Annotated in this window: 12 protein-coding genes; 5 read left to right on the plus strand and 7 right to left on the minus strand. The window is 48.3% G+C overall.

Translation table 11 applies throughout. The annotated features are described in order from the left end of the window. Positions 1-122: 122 nt before the first annotated feature. From C7460_RS23970 to C7460_RS21715, 4 genes are all read right to left on the minus strand, one after another. Positions 123-224 (minus strand): UxaA family hydrolase, encoded by a 102-nt coding sequence (locus tag C7460_RS23970; protein ID WP_185148313.1) that lies wholly within the window; start codon positions 222-224, stop codon positions 123-125. 503 nt (positions 225-727) lie between these two features. Continuing rightward, positions 728-2,371 carry a UxaA family hydrolase gene (locus tag C7460_RS21705; protein WP_115870248.1) on the minus strand — a complete coding sequence of 548 codons (1,644 nt, stop codon included), beginning with the start codon at positions 2,369-2,371 and terminating at the stop codon, positions 728-730. Between the two features lies 1 nt (position 2,372). Continuing rightward, positions 2,373-3,788 carry a tagaturonate reductase gene (locus tag C7460_RS21710; RefSeq protein WP_115870249.1) on the minus strand — a complete coding sequence of 472 codons (1,416 nt, stop codon included), beginning with the start codon at positions 3,786-3,788 and terminating at the stop codon, positions 2,373-2,375. Between the two features lie 133 nt (positions 3,789-3,921). Beyond that, a complete protein-coding gene (locus C7460_RS21715; RefSeq protein WP_115870250.1) occupies positions 3,922-4,983 on the minus strand; it encodes a LacI family DNA-binding transcriptional regulator in 1,062 nt (353 codons plus the stop codon). Between the two features lie 245 nt (positions 4,984-5,228). Here C7460_RS21715 and C7460_RS21720 point away from each other — a divergent pair, with 245 nt between their 5' ends. The 4 genes from C7460_RS21720 to C7460_RS21735 all read left to right on the plus strand — a co-directional run bounded on the left by C7460_RS21720 (position 5,229) and on the right by C7460_RS21735 (position 9,476). Further along, positions 5,229-6,338, plus strand: a complete 1,110-nt coding sequence (locus C7460_RS21720; protein ID WP_245986521.1) for an acyltransferase family protein — start codon at positions 5,229-5,231, stop codon at positions 6,336-6,338. Positions 6,339-6,395: 57 nt separating this feature from the next. After that, on the plus strand, positions 6,396-7,268 hold the full coding sequence (locus tag C7460_RS21725; protein ID WP_115870252.1) for an ROK family protein: 873 nt from the start codon (positions 6,396-6,398) through the stop codon (positions 7,266-7,268). A 163-nt stretch (positions 7,269-7,431) separates the two neighbouring features. Beyond that, positions 7,432-9,042 (plus strand): sensor histidine kinase, encoded by a 1,611-nt coding sequence (locus tag C7460_RS21730; RefSeq protein ID WP_115870253.1) that lies wholly within the window; start codon positions 7,432-7,434, stop codon positions 9,040-9,042. Further along, positions 9,039-9,476 (plus strand): SRPBCC family protein, encoded by a 438-nt coding sequence (locus C7460_RS21735; RefSeq protein WP_115870254.1) that lies wholly within the window; start codon positions 9,039-9,041, stop codon positions 9,474-9,476. Before C7460_RS21730 ends, C7460_RS21735 begins: the two co-directional genes overlap by 4 nt. On the opposite strand, the gene C7460_RS21740 is transcribed toward C7460_RS21735, so the two are convergent. Next, positions 9,458-12,178 (minus strand): tetratricopeptide repeat protein, encoded by a 2,721-nt coding sequence (locus C7460_RS21740; RefSeq protein WP_115870255.1) that lies wholly within the window; start codon positions 12,176-12,178, stop codon positions 9,458-9,460. The genes C7460_RS21735 and C7460_RS21740 overlap by 19 nt on opposite strands. Between C7460_RS21740 and C7460_RS21745 the strand changes: the two genes are divergently transcribed. Then, positions 12,154-13,116, plus strand: coding sequence for a DegT/DnrJ/EryC1/StrS family aminotransferase (locus C7460_RS21745; RefSeq protein WP_245986523.1), 963 nt, complete (start codon positions 12,154-12,156; stop codon positions 13,114-13,116). The genes C7460_RS21740 and C7460_RS21745 overlap by 25 nt on opposite strands. Here the strand turns inward: C7460_RS21745 and C7460_RS21750 are convergent. Together C7460_RS21750 and C7460_RS21755 are read right to left on the minus strand one after the other, a co-directional pair. Next, complete coding sequence (locus C7460_RS21750) at positions 13,098-14,201, minus strand: nucleotide sugar dehydrogenase (RefSeq protein WP_115870257.1); 1,104 nt, start codon at positions 14,199-14,201, stop codon at positions 13,098-13,100. The genes C7460_RS21745 and C7460_RS21750 overlap by 19 nt on opposite strands. Then, complete coding sequence (locus tag C7460_RS21755) at positions 14,198-15,181, minus strand: NAD-dependent epimerase/dehydratase family protein (RefSeq protein ID WP_115870281.1); 984 nt, start codon at positions 15,179-15,181, stop codon at positions 14,198-14,200. The genes C7460_RS21750 and C7460_RS21755 overlap by 4 nt, the downstream gene beginning before the upstream one ends. Between the last annotated feature and the right edge of the window lie 20 nt (positions 15,182-15,201).

Below are 15,201 nucleotides of genomic sequence, written 5' to 3' on the forward strand. Positions count from 1 at the left end.
ACTGTCTCCATAAATGCATTTTTCCTCTACTTTTCATCAGCCTGGCTGGCCGCATGGAAAAGTAGATAATGAAAAAGCCCACCCCAAACGGGGCAGGCTCATCATTGATTGAAGAAGTGTTTTTATAGGGAAACGCCGCGCTTCCATGGGATAAAATCCTGATGCCCCATCTCCACAGACCTGGAAGACTTGCGTCCAGAAGCCACCTCGATGATGTGCTCCAATTAAATCTTTAATTAATGATTTCAAAATGTGTATAATTGAATGCCGGATGGGCATTATTCATTTTAGTGATTTTGTGCTTTGTGGCGGAACAGAAATAAAAACTGTTTGAGTCAATGAAGCTTGGGAATCATTTCTGTGAGTACTCATTCTATTTGTTCTAAATACTTAATTAAAGACAAATAAAATCGATGCTTCATTGATGAGTTTTTTTATTTCCTGCCATGAAGTACTAAATCACGTTAAGAAATGAATACAGCCCTAGATTTTTGCTACTTTTCATCAATGGAAAAGTAGATAAATAGAAAAAGCAGGCTCATCATTGATTGAAGAAGTATTTTTATAGGGAAACGCCGCGCTTCCACGGGATAAAAATCTGATGAGCTGTCTCCATAAATGCATTTTTCCTCTACTTTTCATCAGCCTGGCTGGCCGCATGGAAAAGTAGATAATGAAAAAGCCCACCCCAAACGGGGCAGGCTCATCATTGATTGAAGAAGTGTTTTTATAGGGAAACGCCGCGCTTCCATGGGATAAAATCCTGATGCCCCATCTCCACAGACTTGGAAGACTTGCGTCCAGAAGCCACCTCGATGATGTGCTCCAGCATGGACTCACCCATTTCCTGAATCGTTTTCTTCCCTTCGATCACCGGCCCGGTATTGATGTCGATGATGTCGCTCATGCGCTCGGCCAGTTTCGTGTTGGAAGACACCTTGAGGATCGGAGCTACCGGATTGCCAGTAGGCGTTCCCAGTCCCGTAGTGAAGAGCACCACATTGGCGCCAGATCCCACCAGTCCGGTGGTAGACTCCACGTCATTGCCGGGTGTGCACAGCAGGCTCAGTCCCGGTGCGGTGGCATATTCGGTATAGTCCAGCACATCGTTGATCGGGGAGGTGCCGCCTTTTTTGGCAGCCCCAGCCGACTTCATGGCATCAGTAATCAGCCCGTCCTTGATATTGCCGGGGCTGGGGTTCATGTCAAAGCCCGACCCACTGTCCTTTGCCGCCTTTTCGTAGGCCCGCATCAGGTCGGTAAATTTTACCGCATGGTCGCGGTTTTGCATGCGGTTGATCAGCTCCTGCTCCACACCGCACAGCTCTGGAAACTCCGCGAGCATCACTTTGCCACCCAGCGCAGAGATCAGGTCAGCCACATAGCCTACCGATGGGTTGGCCGAAATGCCCGAAAAGCCATCAGAACCACCACATTCCATACCAATGGTCAGCTTGCTAAGTGGTGCCGGCTGTCGCGAGATTTGGTTGGCAGCCGCCAGGTGGGCAAAGGTCTTTTGGATTGCCTGGCCGATGAGCTGCTCCTCACTGCCCAGCGTTTGTTGATCCAGGATTTCTACTGGCTTGTCCACGCCCAGGGCATCGAGTGCTGCCTGAAAGATCTTTATTTCCGCATTTTGACAACCCAGACTTAATACCGTAGCACCTGCTACATTCGGATTTTTCACATAGCCTGCCAGCAGTCTGCAGAGCGTTTCGGCATCCTGACGAATACCGCCACAGCCGCCCTGATGGGTGATAAACCGTACTTTGATGTTTTCAAACACTTCCTCGGCTGTACCATTCCCAAAAGAGGAAAGCAGGTTGTCCTTTTGCAGTACTTCATCCAGCTTGCCCGACTGATAGCCCTGTACCAGTGAGCTTACCATCTGCTCGTACTTGCTTTCTTTTTCGTAGCCCAGCGCCTTTTCAAAAGCCTTTTTGAGCACTTCTATGTTGCGGTTTTCGCAAAAGACCAGAGGAAATACCAACCAGTAGTTGGCCGTGCCCACCTGACCATCCGCACGGTGGTAGCCATCAAAGGTCTTGCCTTCGAAGCGGCTGATGTCTGGCGCTTGCCACTGGTAGTCCGAGCGGGCATCCAGGTCATAGCCAGAGGCTTTGTGTGTCGTATTTTCGGTAGTGATCGGGTGGCCGGCAGGGATCGCTGCGTTGGCAGTGCCTACCACCAGTCCATACATGTACATCTCGTCACCCTGTTCCAGGTCGCTTAGCGCAAACTTGTGCTTGGCAGCCACATCATGGGTGAGCGTTACCGTGTTATCGTTTACCGTGAGCGTTTCTCCCGCCGTGAGGTCCGTGAGCGCCACCGCCAGATTGTCGGTAGCATTGATTGTGATTGCTTTTGCCATATTAGAGCTTAGTTACCAGGTCTTTAATTGTATGGTTGTCGATCGCTTCCAGGTATTCACCCACTTGAGCCTCGAATCCCTCGATGGCTGTCAGGTCCTGGTGCCAAAAATCTTCATTGCTGAGTACTGCTTTCGCCAGTGCTTTGTTATCTGTGGTGTTTTTCAGGTTACCAAAAAACTCCAGTACCGACGCATCATCATTCGCCTCAAAGTTGTCTGACAGGTAGAGCTTGATCAGGCTGGCTAGCGCAAAAAGGAATCCCTGAGGCAGGCTTTGCTTCAATTGGATGTAGTCCAGTACGGTGGGGAGTATGCGCACGCGGTATTTCGAAATGGAGTTGAGGCTGATGCTCTTCAGCTCATGGCGCACAAAAGGATTCTTGAAGCGCTCCAGCACCTCGTCAGCAAACTGCTTGACATCCTCTTGAGGCAGGTCTATGGTAGGAGCTACTTCTTCGTACATGATTTTCAGAATGAAATCACCGATTACCTCATCTTCCACATTTTCGCGCACCGTCTCTATTCCTGCAAGTAGGCCTACAGGCACCATCGCCGTATGAGCACCATTCAGAATGCGTACTTTTTGGGTACGGTAAGGCGTGAGGTCAGCTACATACTTCACGTTGAGGCCGTGCTGGTGTGCCGGAAAAGCCTCCTGTACGTGTTCGTTTCCTTCGATCACCCACAGGTGAAATACCTCCGATGCGACCACCAGCTGATCGTCATAGCCGATTCGCGATTTGATGTCATCGATTTCATCCTTTGGGTATCCGGGCACGATGCGGTCCACTAGCGTATTAGCAAAGTGGTTGTGGTTTTTGATCCAGTCGGCATAGTCAGCTCCCAGGTTCCAGCTTTCCGCGTATTGCAGGAGCGTCTCCCGGAGCTTTTCTCCATTCTTTTCTATGAGCTCGCAGGGGATGAGTACCAGTCCGCTTTCCGGGCTTCCGCCAAAAGTTTCAAATCGCTTGTGCAGGAGCTGCGTGAGTTTTCCCGGAAAGGTTTTGGCCAGTCCAGATGAGGGCTGGGCATCGTCTGCCTGAAACTGGATACCTGCCTCTGTCGTGTTGGAAATGACGATTTTCAGGTCTTTATTAGCCGCTTGTGCGAAATAGGCTGCTTCATCCTCAAACGGGTTGATTACCTGCTCGATGGTGTCGTTGAGGATGGTGTTGTTGACAGACTTGCCCTTTTGCAAACCTCTCACCAGGTGGTGATAAAGTCCATCCTGAGCACTGAGCATGTGTGCTAGTCCCCGGTCGATGGGCTGCACCACAGCCACTCCGGCGTTGTAGCCGTTTTGGTTCATTTCATAGATGGCCCAGTCGGCAAATGCTCGTAAAAAGTTCCCTTCCCCAAACTGAAGAATTTTCACGGGTTTGGGAGTATGGTCAGATGGTCTTTTTAGTGTTTTCATAGACAATTTGTGTAATCGATTACACAAACTTACAAATTTTGCTTGACTTTACTCAAAAAAGACTTGTTCAAAGGTTTGACCAAACCTTGAATGACCAGTTTTAGTCAAGTGGATTTTTGCTCAAATCCTAGTGCTACCCAATGGTGGATTTCAGGTAAGAATCCACGTTTTGTTGCGTGATGATTTCTAAGGGGAAGAGTTCTTTGGCTGGCACGCTTTTGTGAAACATCACGTGGTTGATCAGCTGACTGATGCCCACTTGCGTCATGCGTTGTGGATTTTGATTGATCAGGAAGTTGACCACACCTTTTTTGAGGTGGGCCACGTTCTTTTTGAGCGTATCATACCCGATCAGTGGGACCTCTGTTTTTTGGTAGTTTTCCAATAGGTCAGCGATGAGGTGCGTGCCTTTAGATGAAGAGATGAAGATGCCTTTAAGATCAGGCTGCTCGATGGCTTCTTTGATCTGCTGCTGAGCTGCAGCTTCGCGGGTATCGGTTACCGCTATGCTTTTTACAGTCACCTGGCTGTTGGCAAAAAAGTCTTTCACGCCTTTTTCCTTTTCCAGCAGGTGGGTGGCGTTGCTCACATCTTCATTGATGTGCAGTACCAGCACGGTGTTTTTATCGTGCGGTCCAAAAGCCAGCAGTTCACCAGCTACTTTGCCACTCTGATAGAGGTCCTGGCCTATGAAGCTCACCGCTCTGGATTCGGGTATTTCAGTGTTGAAAAGCAGGTACGGCGTGTTGTCTTTGTCCAGTTGATTTAAAAATTGCAAGGACTGCTTATAGAAGATCGGTGCCGTGAGTAGTGCATCAGGCGTGTTGACCAATGCTTCCTGGGCACGTGCTTCATAGGAAGTGCTTTTATACAAATCAAAAAAGTGTGCACTGATTTCCACTCCATAGTGGGCCCACTCAGTTTTGCTCTGCTCTATACCTTCAGCAGATAGCTTCCAGTACTCATCTTGCGCCGGGTCGGGGATGAGCACCGCTATTTTGAGGGATTTGTTGGAGCCCAGCGTACGAGCGATGATGTTGGGCTTGTAGCCCGTTTGGCCCAGTACTTCTTCCACTTTTTTGCGAGCATCGTCAGAGACTTTTCCGCGGTTGTGCAGTACACGATCCACCGTGCCTACAGATACGCCTGCGAGTTCGGCTATGTCTTTGATTCGGATGTTTCTTTTCTCACTCATGGCTTGCCCGGGTTTTGCAGCGCCAAAAATAACCAAACCCCTGTAAATGATGAGGTGGTATGTTTTGGTGACGTGGTGCGGTGTTTTTTATACTGTAAATATAGTAGTGTTTGCGAACACAATTTGAATGTGTGCGCACACATTTTGATTTTTTTCTTTTGAAATGATTATACTTGTGCCTACCTTGAGCTCTTGAAAGCAGGTAGCTTTAGGAGTTGAAGGGGAGGTTGCTCAAAGAAATGCCTATGGAAAAGCAGTATCGGTATACGGCCTTGGATGTGTTTCGCGGTGCCACAATAGCACTGATGATCCTGGTAAACAGTCCTGGAAAATGGGGGGTGCAGTACGGCCCGTTGCGACATGCTGCATGGCATGGGTTTACGCTTACGGATTTGGTATTTCCGGCATTTTTGTTTGCCGTGGGCAACGCCATGGCATTCGTACTGCCAAAGCTTGCAGATAAGTCACTAAGCGACTTTTGGGTGAAAGTAATCAAGCGCACGGTGCTGATCTTTCTGATTGGCTATCTGCTCAATTTCTTTCCATTTTACAGTTTTAAAGAACAGGCGTGGCGGTCTATAGCTGACATCCGTTTTTTAGGGGTGCTCCAGCGAATAGCGCTGTGTTATTTTCTGGCGATGGTGTTGGTGCGGTTTTGCAGCACACGCGTGGTGTTATGGGTCAGCGGAGCAGTATTGCTCGGCTATTGGCTGATCCTTTACTGGTTTGGTGGTGTAGACCCTTATAGTTTGAGTGGGTATGCCGGTAATGTGCTAGACAAAATGCTCATAGGCGAGCCCAGGCTGTACGGCGGAGAGGGAGTGCCTTTTGATCCGGAAGGACTGCTGAGTACGCTACCAGCCATGATCAATGTGATTTTTGGCTACTATACCGGGGTGTTTTTGCGAGCCAAAGGCCCAACATATGAAGCAGTGGCCAAGCTGCTACTTGCAGGAGCAGTAATCGTATTAGTGGGGTTATGGTGGGATTGGTTTTTTCCTATCAATAAGAAAATCTGGACCAGCTCTTTTGTGATGCTTACCAGTGGGATTAGCATGATGTGTATAGCTGCTCTGGTTTATCTGATAGAGGTAAGGCAACGAAAAAACTGGACCTATTTCTTTGAGGTTTTTGGGCGAAACCCGCTCTTTATCTATGCTTTGTCATGGGTACTGGGCACGTTGTTTTACCTGATTCCAGTTGGCGAAACAAGTTTTAAAAATGCTGTTTACAGCTTTTTTGAATCATTCTTAAGGGCGGATCATGCAGCATTTATATATGCAGTGCTTTTTATGCTCTTGCATTGGCTGGTGGGATATGTATTGGATCGAAAGAAGATTTACATCAAAGTGTAGTGGTGCTTTGGTGGTAATAGAGATGACACGAGATAATCGAAAGTAATATTTGAAATAATGAGTGATAAGCGCATCATAGGGGTAGACATAGGAGGGACAAAAATCTCCATGGGTATCGTAGAAAATGGCGAAGTAATCAAGCGGCACCGCATCAACACACCTGCAACGGAAGCAAAAGAAGTGGTGGTAGAGGCGTTGATTGCGGCTCTGCATGAGCTGCGGGAAGATGCTGACATAGCAGGAATAGGTATAGGTGTACCCGGCCTGCTCGATGAAAAAGAAGGGGTAGTCTACGACCTGATCAACATTCCTTCGTGGGATGAGGTGTTTTTGGCCAAGGCCGTCCGAGAGGCTACTGGATTGGAGGTATACCTGACCAATGACGCCAACTGCTTTGCATTGGGAGAGAAATGCTACGGCCAGGGGAGACAGTACGAAAGCTTTGTAGGTATCACTCTGGGTACCGGACTGGGAGCAGGCTTCATCATCAATGGGCAGGTGCATGCTGGCCTGGTTTCTGCTGCCGGAGAGCTGGCCCTGATTCCGTACCTGAAGCATCACTATGAATATTACTGCAGCGGGCAGTTTTTTGAAAATGAATTTAATGTGACGGGTCAGCAAGTCTACGAGCGTGCTCAGCAGGGAGATCCATTGGCTCTCGGCTATTATGAGCAGTACGGACAGCATGTGGGCAGCCTGATGAAGTCTTTGCTGCAGATCCTGTCTCCGGAAGCATTCCTAATCGGAGGCTCTATAAAGGACGCTTTTGCATACTTTGAGCAATCCATGTGGAAAGAAATCCGCACATACCCTTACAAGCGTGTGCTGGATCGACTGGTAGTAGCCCGGTCGGAAATGGACGATATCGCTCTGTTGGGGGCAGCGGCCTTGTTTCAGATGCGCTCTCCCGAAATGGCATTGAGCTTATAAATTAATACTTCTTCATACTTAGTTTAGACAGAAACGGGAGGTCACTATTGGCTTCCTGTTTTTTTATTCAGCGTCTGCCCACAGATTCATCGAAGGGTCTTTTCGGGTTGGGGTGGAAATGTATTAGTTTTAGTGCTCCCAACATTAAAGACCCGATCATTAAATGACGCTCCAACAGGTATCGCGAACACTTACCCGCCCCATAGTTACGACCACATTACTGATCAGTGCGTTGCCATTTCTGCTGCAATTGACTGGGGTCGATTTTGGATCTCATGCTCCACTGGTGGATCTGGAAGCGGTAAAAACGTACTCCGTTGCAGACTGGACCGAGCTGGCGATGACGCTGGTGAAAGGTGCATTTATTCATTTTTTGCTGGAGTGGAGCGGGGTAATTGTAGCCATCGTAACGGCCATCATGGCTTTGGTGCAATACCGCATTACCGGCAACCTGGCTACACCAATCATCGGGATGGCGCTGCTCAGCGCCGGCTTTATGGATGCATTTCACGCGCTGGCTGCAAGTAACATTATACGGTCGGTGGCAGATGATACCAATTTCATTCCGTTTACCTGGGCACTTTCCCGGATGTTTAATGCAATCGTGCTCACCCTCGGAGCGGGCATTTTTGTGTTGGGGTTAAACAGAAAGGTCAAGCCACTGCGACGCAATCGGTTTGTGATCGTGACCAGTCTGAGTTTCCTCCTGATCTCTTTTTTGGTCATACAGCTGTGTGCTTCTACGAGTCAACTTCCCCAGACCATGTACGTAGATGGATGGTTTGCACGCCCTTATGATGTGATCCCCTTAGTAATCTATGTGATTACGGCGATATTCATCTTACCCCGATTTTACAGGATGGAAAAGAGTGTCTTTTCCAGTGCGCTATTTTGGAGTATGATTCCAGCTATTGCCACTCAGATACACATGGCTTTTGGCTCCACAACCCTGTTTGATAGCGATTTTCATGCGGGTCATTTCCTCAAAGCAGCATCTTATGTGGTGCCGCTCGCCGGGTTGGTAATCGACTATATGAAAACCTACCGGGAGCAAAAAGTGCGGGTAGCTGAGCTGAAAGTAGCCCGCCAGGGATTGGAGTACAAAAACAGAGAACTGGAGCAGTTTGCCTATATCGCTGCACATGACCTGCAAGAGCCGTTGGTTACGCTCATGAGTTTTAATGATCTGCTGGTGGCTGATTACGAAGAGCAGCTGGATGGAAACGGCAAAACGTATTTAGGCTTTATGAATCAGTCCGTTTTGCGCATGCGTGAGCTGGTGAAAGGTCTTCTCGATTACAGTAAGATTGGGAAAAATTCGCAGCTCACCTTTGTAGATGGCAATGAGCTGGTCAATGAAGTGCGTAATGACCTGAAAGCCAAACTGACCAGTACGGGGGCACGGTTGATTATCGGCCAACTTCCTACGGTAACAGCCTACCGGATGGAGTTGAGGTTGATGTTTCAAAACCTGATCCTCAACGCCGTAAAATTTACCCGACCCGACGAGCCTCCAGTAGTGGAGATTTCTGCCGAAAAGGTGGCAGATGTATGGCGGTTTGCTGTAAAGGACAATGGGCTGGGTATTCCAAAAGAAAATCAAGATCGCATTTTTGTCATCTTCCAAAGATTACACTCCAAAAGTGAGTTTGAGGGCACGGGAATAGGCCTGGCGCATTGTGCCAAAATAGCTGCGCTGCACGAAGGTGAAATTTGGGTAGATTCAAAACAAGGTGAGGGGAGTACTTTTTATTTTACCATTCCACTTAGATGATGAAGCAATCAGATCCACCAATCGTTGTAGAAAAACCACTTGCTGCCACTAGGGTAAGCGTATGGCAGGCACTTACCCAGCTTGATCAGATGCATCAATGGTATTTCGAAAACCTTCCTGACTTTAAGCCTGAGCCAGGGTTTAAGGTACGTTTTCCGGTACGGTCAGAGACCAGAACTTTTACACATCGCTGGACGGTGATGGAGGTGATGGAATTCAAGCACATCAAAGTAAGGTGGCAATATGATGAATACCCTGGAGACTCAACTGTAACTTTCTCCTTGGTCGAACGCAACGAGCATACCCATATCACAGTGACTTGTGAAATATTGGCAGATTTTCCTGAAGCTATCCCAGAGTTTGAGCGCGAAAGCTGCATAGGCGGGTGGGAGTATTTTCTTGGCCGCCTGCAAAACTATCTTTCCTCAATTTGAGCCTTGAGCTTGGCTAAAAATTCGGTGTTGGAGGGCGTTTGTTTTCCGAGAGCAATGGCCTGCTCCAGATAGTGGATCGTTTGCGGGATGCTGTCTAGCTGATAGTAAATTCTTGCGTGGTTTTCGTGTAGGCTGGCATTATCTGGGAAGCTGTTCAGCGCTTCCTGATTTTTGCCGAGTGCTTTTGTTAGCTCATTTGTTTTGAGATACATAAAGACCATGTTCAGGTAAGCCTGCAACCGGGTAGGCTCAAAGCCAATGGCGCGCGTGTAATACCTTTCAGCCAGCTGATAGTCACTGGAAAGCGTTGCACAAATGGCCATGTTGAGGTGGATGTTTTGATTTACATATTCGGAATCCTCCACCTTTTGATAATGCTCCAGTGCCTGCTGTGGGTTGCCCAGTTGCTGCTTGATGAGCCCCATCATGTACCAGTTGAGATAATAGGGAGGATGCGTCTGTGCTCCTTGCTGAAAGTACCCGTAGGCTTTTTGTAATTCCTCCGCAGATTGACTGGTTATCCCTTTGTTGTACAGCAAATCTCCGGCTAGCTGGTTGAGTTTTACGGAGTGAGGCCACACGGACACATCATGTAGGTACAGGGTTTCTTTGTCTTTCCAAAGTGACGTTCGCTGAAAACTTAGGAAGCCTAATGCTAAAATGATGATAGCAAAAGTGGCCTGCTTAAGCTTGGTATGCCTGATTTTTTGTATGGCCAAAAGCGCAAAGCCTGCCATAAATATCGAGGCGAAGAAGGACAGCCGATCTCCAACGATCCCGGCCATGGGAATGTATAGGTTTGAAAATGGTAACAAAGTGACTGCCCAAAGAGCGAGAAGGGTCAATAAATTCCAGCACCTGAGCCAGATGAGCAGCAGCATGAGGCACCCAAAAACGAGCAGGCTCCAGAGGGCCATTCCATAACTCAATACGTCAATTGTTTGGAAGCCATAGTACATGCTTAGGTTCGTAGGAGCCCAAAACTGCTTGAAGTAGTGCAAATAGGTATTGGCGCCTGCCACGGCGTGGTTGGCGAGCGACTGCTGCGTAGCTAGTGGGTTTTCGATGTAGTCCAGACTCCTTCCCGACTGACTGATCTGTTCCTGATCGGTGCTTTCTAGGGTATGTAGCTGTTGCAGTTTGTCTTTTCCAGAGATGTAAGGAGGGTAGGCGGTTTGTGCCAATACCAGCACGAGTATTGCAGTAGTCCAGGCGTATGGTTTGCGATGCAGTTTATTTGGAGTCAGCTGATAGGCAACGATTGCTGCCAGGAAAATCACATAAACAGGATCTTTGAAGGTAAAGACATTGATGCCCAGCGCGATGGTGGCGCTGGCTACTACCACCCATCTCACATACTTGTGCATGTTCGCAAGAGCCAGCGGTAAGCCATAGATCATGCCAATAGCAATACTCCAGGGTTTGTTGCTGGCAAGTAGCTGTTGACAGGTCAGCATGACCAATACCCCAGCCAGCATATATCGCAGTGGTTTGTGCTGCAGTCTGTCAGGGTGTAGGGTATAAAAGAGCCATGGAAGCAAATACCAGCTTTCGGTGAAAAAGCTAAGCGTCCCTGCGCTGACCCAAAGTGCGATGAGGTTGGAAATCCTTTTGCGCCAAGCAAACAAGCCGCTGTTCAAGGCAAAGGCCAAAAGCAGGATAGTACTGGAAAAGCTCACCAACCAGCAATAAATCACAGCAATACCGCCCAACAATGCAAAGGCATCACAGACCCACCGATAATTCCATAGCCTAGAGTGCACCTGATCCCAGATGTAGTAGCCTGCAAGTGCGATCAGGTAGGCGCCGGCTATGAATAGCGAATCCGACAAGTCGGGTAGGGGTGCCAAAGCAATCAATAATGCCGTCATATAGGCTCCGATCATCCAAAACTGGAGGTTGTTTATTCTGCCGTATGCGTGTACTACAGCAGGAGCTACTAAAAATAGGGTAAGCCCCGTCTTCTTTGCCATCAAGGAGAGAAAGATGCCGATCATCAGCGCCAGCACTTTCCAGAATGACTTCAAGTCTAACGCTAGGAACCCTAGTAATCCAAAAAGTAGGGCCAGCAGCTCATCACGGTTTTTGATACTGGCGACCACCTCCGTATGCAGCGGGTGCACACAAAATAGCATCGCAATGCCAAATGCAACAGCCACAGAATTGCTTAGGCTTTTTGTAATCTGGAAAAGCAACAAAACGATGCTGCTGTAGAGCAAAATATTGATGAGATGACCTATCCACGGTTGATTGCCTAGCAGGGCGGCTTGTAGGTAAAAAGATAGGGAGGTAACCGGTCGGTAGCCATAAGCTGCGCCAGCCTGATTGTAGTATGGTTCGGTGAGTGCCGCTGCTACTCCATCCCAACTAAATGCCGACGCAGGTTGCAGTACGATCTCGTCATCGAGGTTGTAGTCAAAACCAATGGACTGTCCATAAATAAGGAATACCCCCGCCAGCAAAATAAGTTGTAGTGGCCAAATAGATTTTGTTAGATTACGGACTTTTAGCGTGTTCAATGAGTTATCGGATTCCTTTTGTAGCAGCACCTCCTGCTGCGTTGCAAAATAAGTATTTAAATCAAGTTCAGACTGATCCAAAGGCATTTTGGGAGCGGAGCTTTGCTCAAAAATGTGAGGAGCAGCTCCGGCAGTTGATTGGAGGTCATAGCGTGATAATGACTCCTTCGTGTACCGCGGCATTGGAGGTTTGCGCGTTGGTTCTGAAGACAAGAGGTCTTGGGGAAGTGATTTTCCCCTCCTTTACGCACGTGTCTACGGTGTTGCCATTTGTGCAGCACGGATTTAAGCCCGTATTTGTAGACATACAACCCGAATCGCGTTGCATCGATACTTCGCTTGTGGCAGAGGCATTGAGCACGGAAACTCGCGGGGTAGTAGCCGTCAACTATGGCGGCTGGAGCCCCGATTACGAGCTATTGCGACAGCTCTGTGATGCGAACGACCTATTGCTAATCGAGGACAATGCACATGGGATGGGAGCCCTGCGTGCCGAAAAGCCACTAGGCTCATTTGGAGATATGGCGGCTTGCAGTTTTGAAAGGCAAAAAAACATCTCTTGTCAGGAAGGTGGAGCTTTGATCGTGAACAATCCGAAGTTACAATCTGCAGTTCAAGAATTGACGGATTTAGGAACGAATAAATCAGCATTTCTCGCTGGTGAGGCGGTTCACTATCAATGGGTAGGAAGTGGAGCCAAACTACCATTTACCGAATGGCAGGCAGCCGTGTTGCTTCCGCAGCTTGAAAGCCTTGATGCCATTACCTCGGCCAGGAAATCAGCATGGAACCACTACCATCGAGCCTTTGAAAATCATGCAGTTGAGGGGCCGGCAAATCTGGAAGGCAGCAATGGACATGTCTATTACCTGAAACTAAAAGATCAGACCGAAAGAGATGCATTTATTGCGTATATGGCGGGGCAGGGCATTGAAACACCCTTTCATTACTATCCGCAGCATTTATCCACTGCTGGGCAGGCTTATGGTCGCTTTGTAGGTAGCGATCAATATACCTCAGAAGCAGGCACTCAGCTCGTTCGACTGCCGTTGTTTCAGGGGATCACTACGGAGCTACAGGACGAAGTAATAGCAGCAGTTAATCAATTTTTTAATTCGTAGCGAAAGAGCGCTCCATATTTTTTTTGGAGCTTTTCCAATACAAATCCATCACCCTGCACCCAGACTTCTCGGCCGGCCTCTGCCAGCGCAATGGCAATTTTGAGCTGTTGGGACTCTTGAAGGATATCCGTTCCGGGCTTGTAGGTCACATGATCGAAAACCACTTTTTCACCTTCTGCATATTCTTGTAGGTAGTGGTCTATCTGAAATTCAGTATGCTGCTTGTTGGCAGTCTCGGTGGCTTCACTGATTTGTAGGTTGTAGCCGTTAGCTTTCGCAAAAATGTTGAGTGCGCGATTGTCTCTGGGAAAACAAGGCCCACCAAACCCAAAGCCGTATCCAAGGTACTTTTTGCCTATGCGATCATCGGCGCCAATGGCTCCCAGGATAGCTTCATAATTGGCTCCTGTTTTGATGGCCAGGTCACCAATGGCATTGGCAAAGGCAATTTTTGCAGTCAAGAAGCAATTGGTCGCCAGCTTGGTGATTTCTGCACTGGTCAGGTCCATGTGGTGGGCTGGAGCATCGTTTTTTACGATCTTGCGAAAGACTTCCTCAGCGTGGGCTCTGGATCCATCAGCCGTTCCGAAAAGTAGCATGTCGGGATGCTGAAGGTTGCGAATGATGCTGCCTTGTGCAATGAATGCCGGACTATAGGTAAACTGATAGTTGAGTTGTTCCAGATCTGCGGCCAGGTTTTTCAGGTATCCAGGTAAGGTGGTGCAGCCTACCACGAGATTGGTTTTATGAGTTCTCGGACCAAACGATCGGATGGATTTCAGTACTTCTTCCAGCAGACTATGGTCATAGCCCTGTTCGTTTTCAGGGGTAGGGACATAGATGAGTAGAGTTTGATGATCTTCAGTAAGACAGTGCTGTATGTCAGCTGAGAAGCTGATAGCTGAAGACTTCAAGCGATCGCTTACCTCTGGCTCTGGAGTGATTAATTCTCTGTTTTGCAGCTGACTAAGGTAGGTTTTATTGTTTTCTATGGCTGTCACTTCTACTCCCGCTTCATCCAGTAACAGCGCCACACAAAGCCCTAAGCGCCCAGGACCAATGAGGCCAATTTTATTCATGCTCATACGTCTACAGCTGCTTTTTGGAGGAGTTGCTCGGCGATCCAATGGTAAGTTTTCTGCATGCCCTCACGAAGTGTCAGTTGTGGTTGCCAGCCCAGGTCCTGTGAGATTTTTTCATTGTGAGATGACCTGCCCATCACCCCAATGGGGCCATCGATATGTTTCAGCGATAGATTTTTACCAGCGATTTCCATAGTGAGCTGCGCAAGCTGGTTGATGGAGACAAGTTCTTCTGACCCAATGTTGTAGGGTCCGTGAAGGTCAGAGTTCATCAGCTGCTCTACGCCATCCAGGCAGTCATCGATGTATAGGAAAGTACGAGTTTGCTGCCCATCACCCCATATTTCGATGGTGGAGTGGTCGGCCGCCTCGGCTACTTTGCGGCAGATAGCAGCAGGAGCTTTTTCCTTGCCATTGTTCCAGGCGCCTAGCGGCCCAAATACATTGTGGAAACGAGCCACTTTCACATCGATCTGGTAGTTTTTCAAATAGGAAAAGTACAACCGTTCGCTAAAAAGCTTTTCCCACCCATACTCACTATCAGGATTGGCCGGATAGGCGGAAGACTCTTCACAGTAGGGAGCGTCGGGGTTTTCCTGGTTGTGCTGAGGATAGATACATGCCGATGATGAATAGAATATTTTGCCCACACCATGTTTCACGCAGCTTCGTAGTACGTTGAGATTGATCAGTGCACTGTTGGTGATGATGTCAGCGTCTGACTCTCCTGTGAAAATGTAGCCTGCGCCACCCATGTCTGCTGCGAGCTGATAGATTTCGTCGTACGCTCCACCATCAAACAATTGCTCACAAAATGATTCACTGCGAAGGTCTCCTTGCCGGAAGCTAAACGTAGCAGGATCATTGTATTCAGGAGCCTGAATGTCCGCAGAAACGACCTCATGGCCAGCTTTTACCAGTCTATTGATGAGATGTGTGCCGATAAATCCGCTTCCGCCGCAGACCAGTATCCTTTTCTTCATAGTTCGATTGGGTGTAGGAT

Source organism: Marinoscillum furvescens DSM 4134, from assembly GCF_003386095.1.
Classification (GTDB): Bacteria; Bacteroidota; Bacteroidia; order Cytophagales; family Cyclobacteriaceae; genus Marinoscillum; species Marinoscillum furvescens.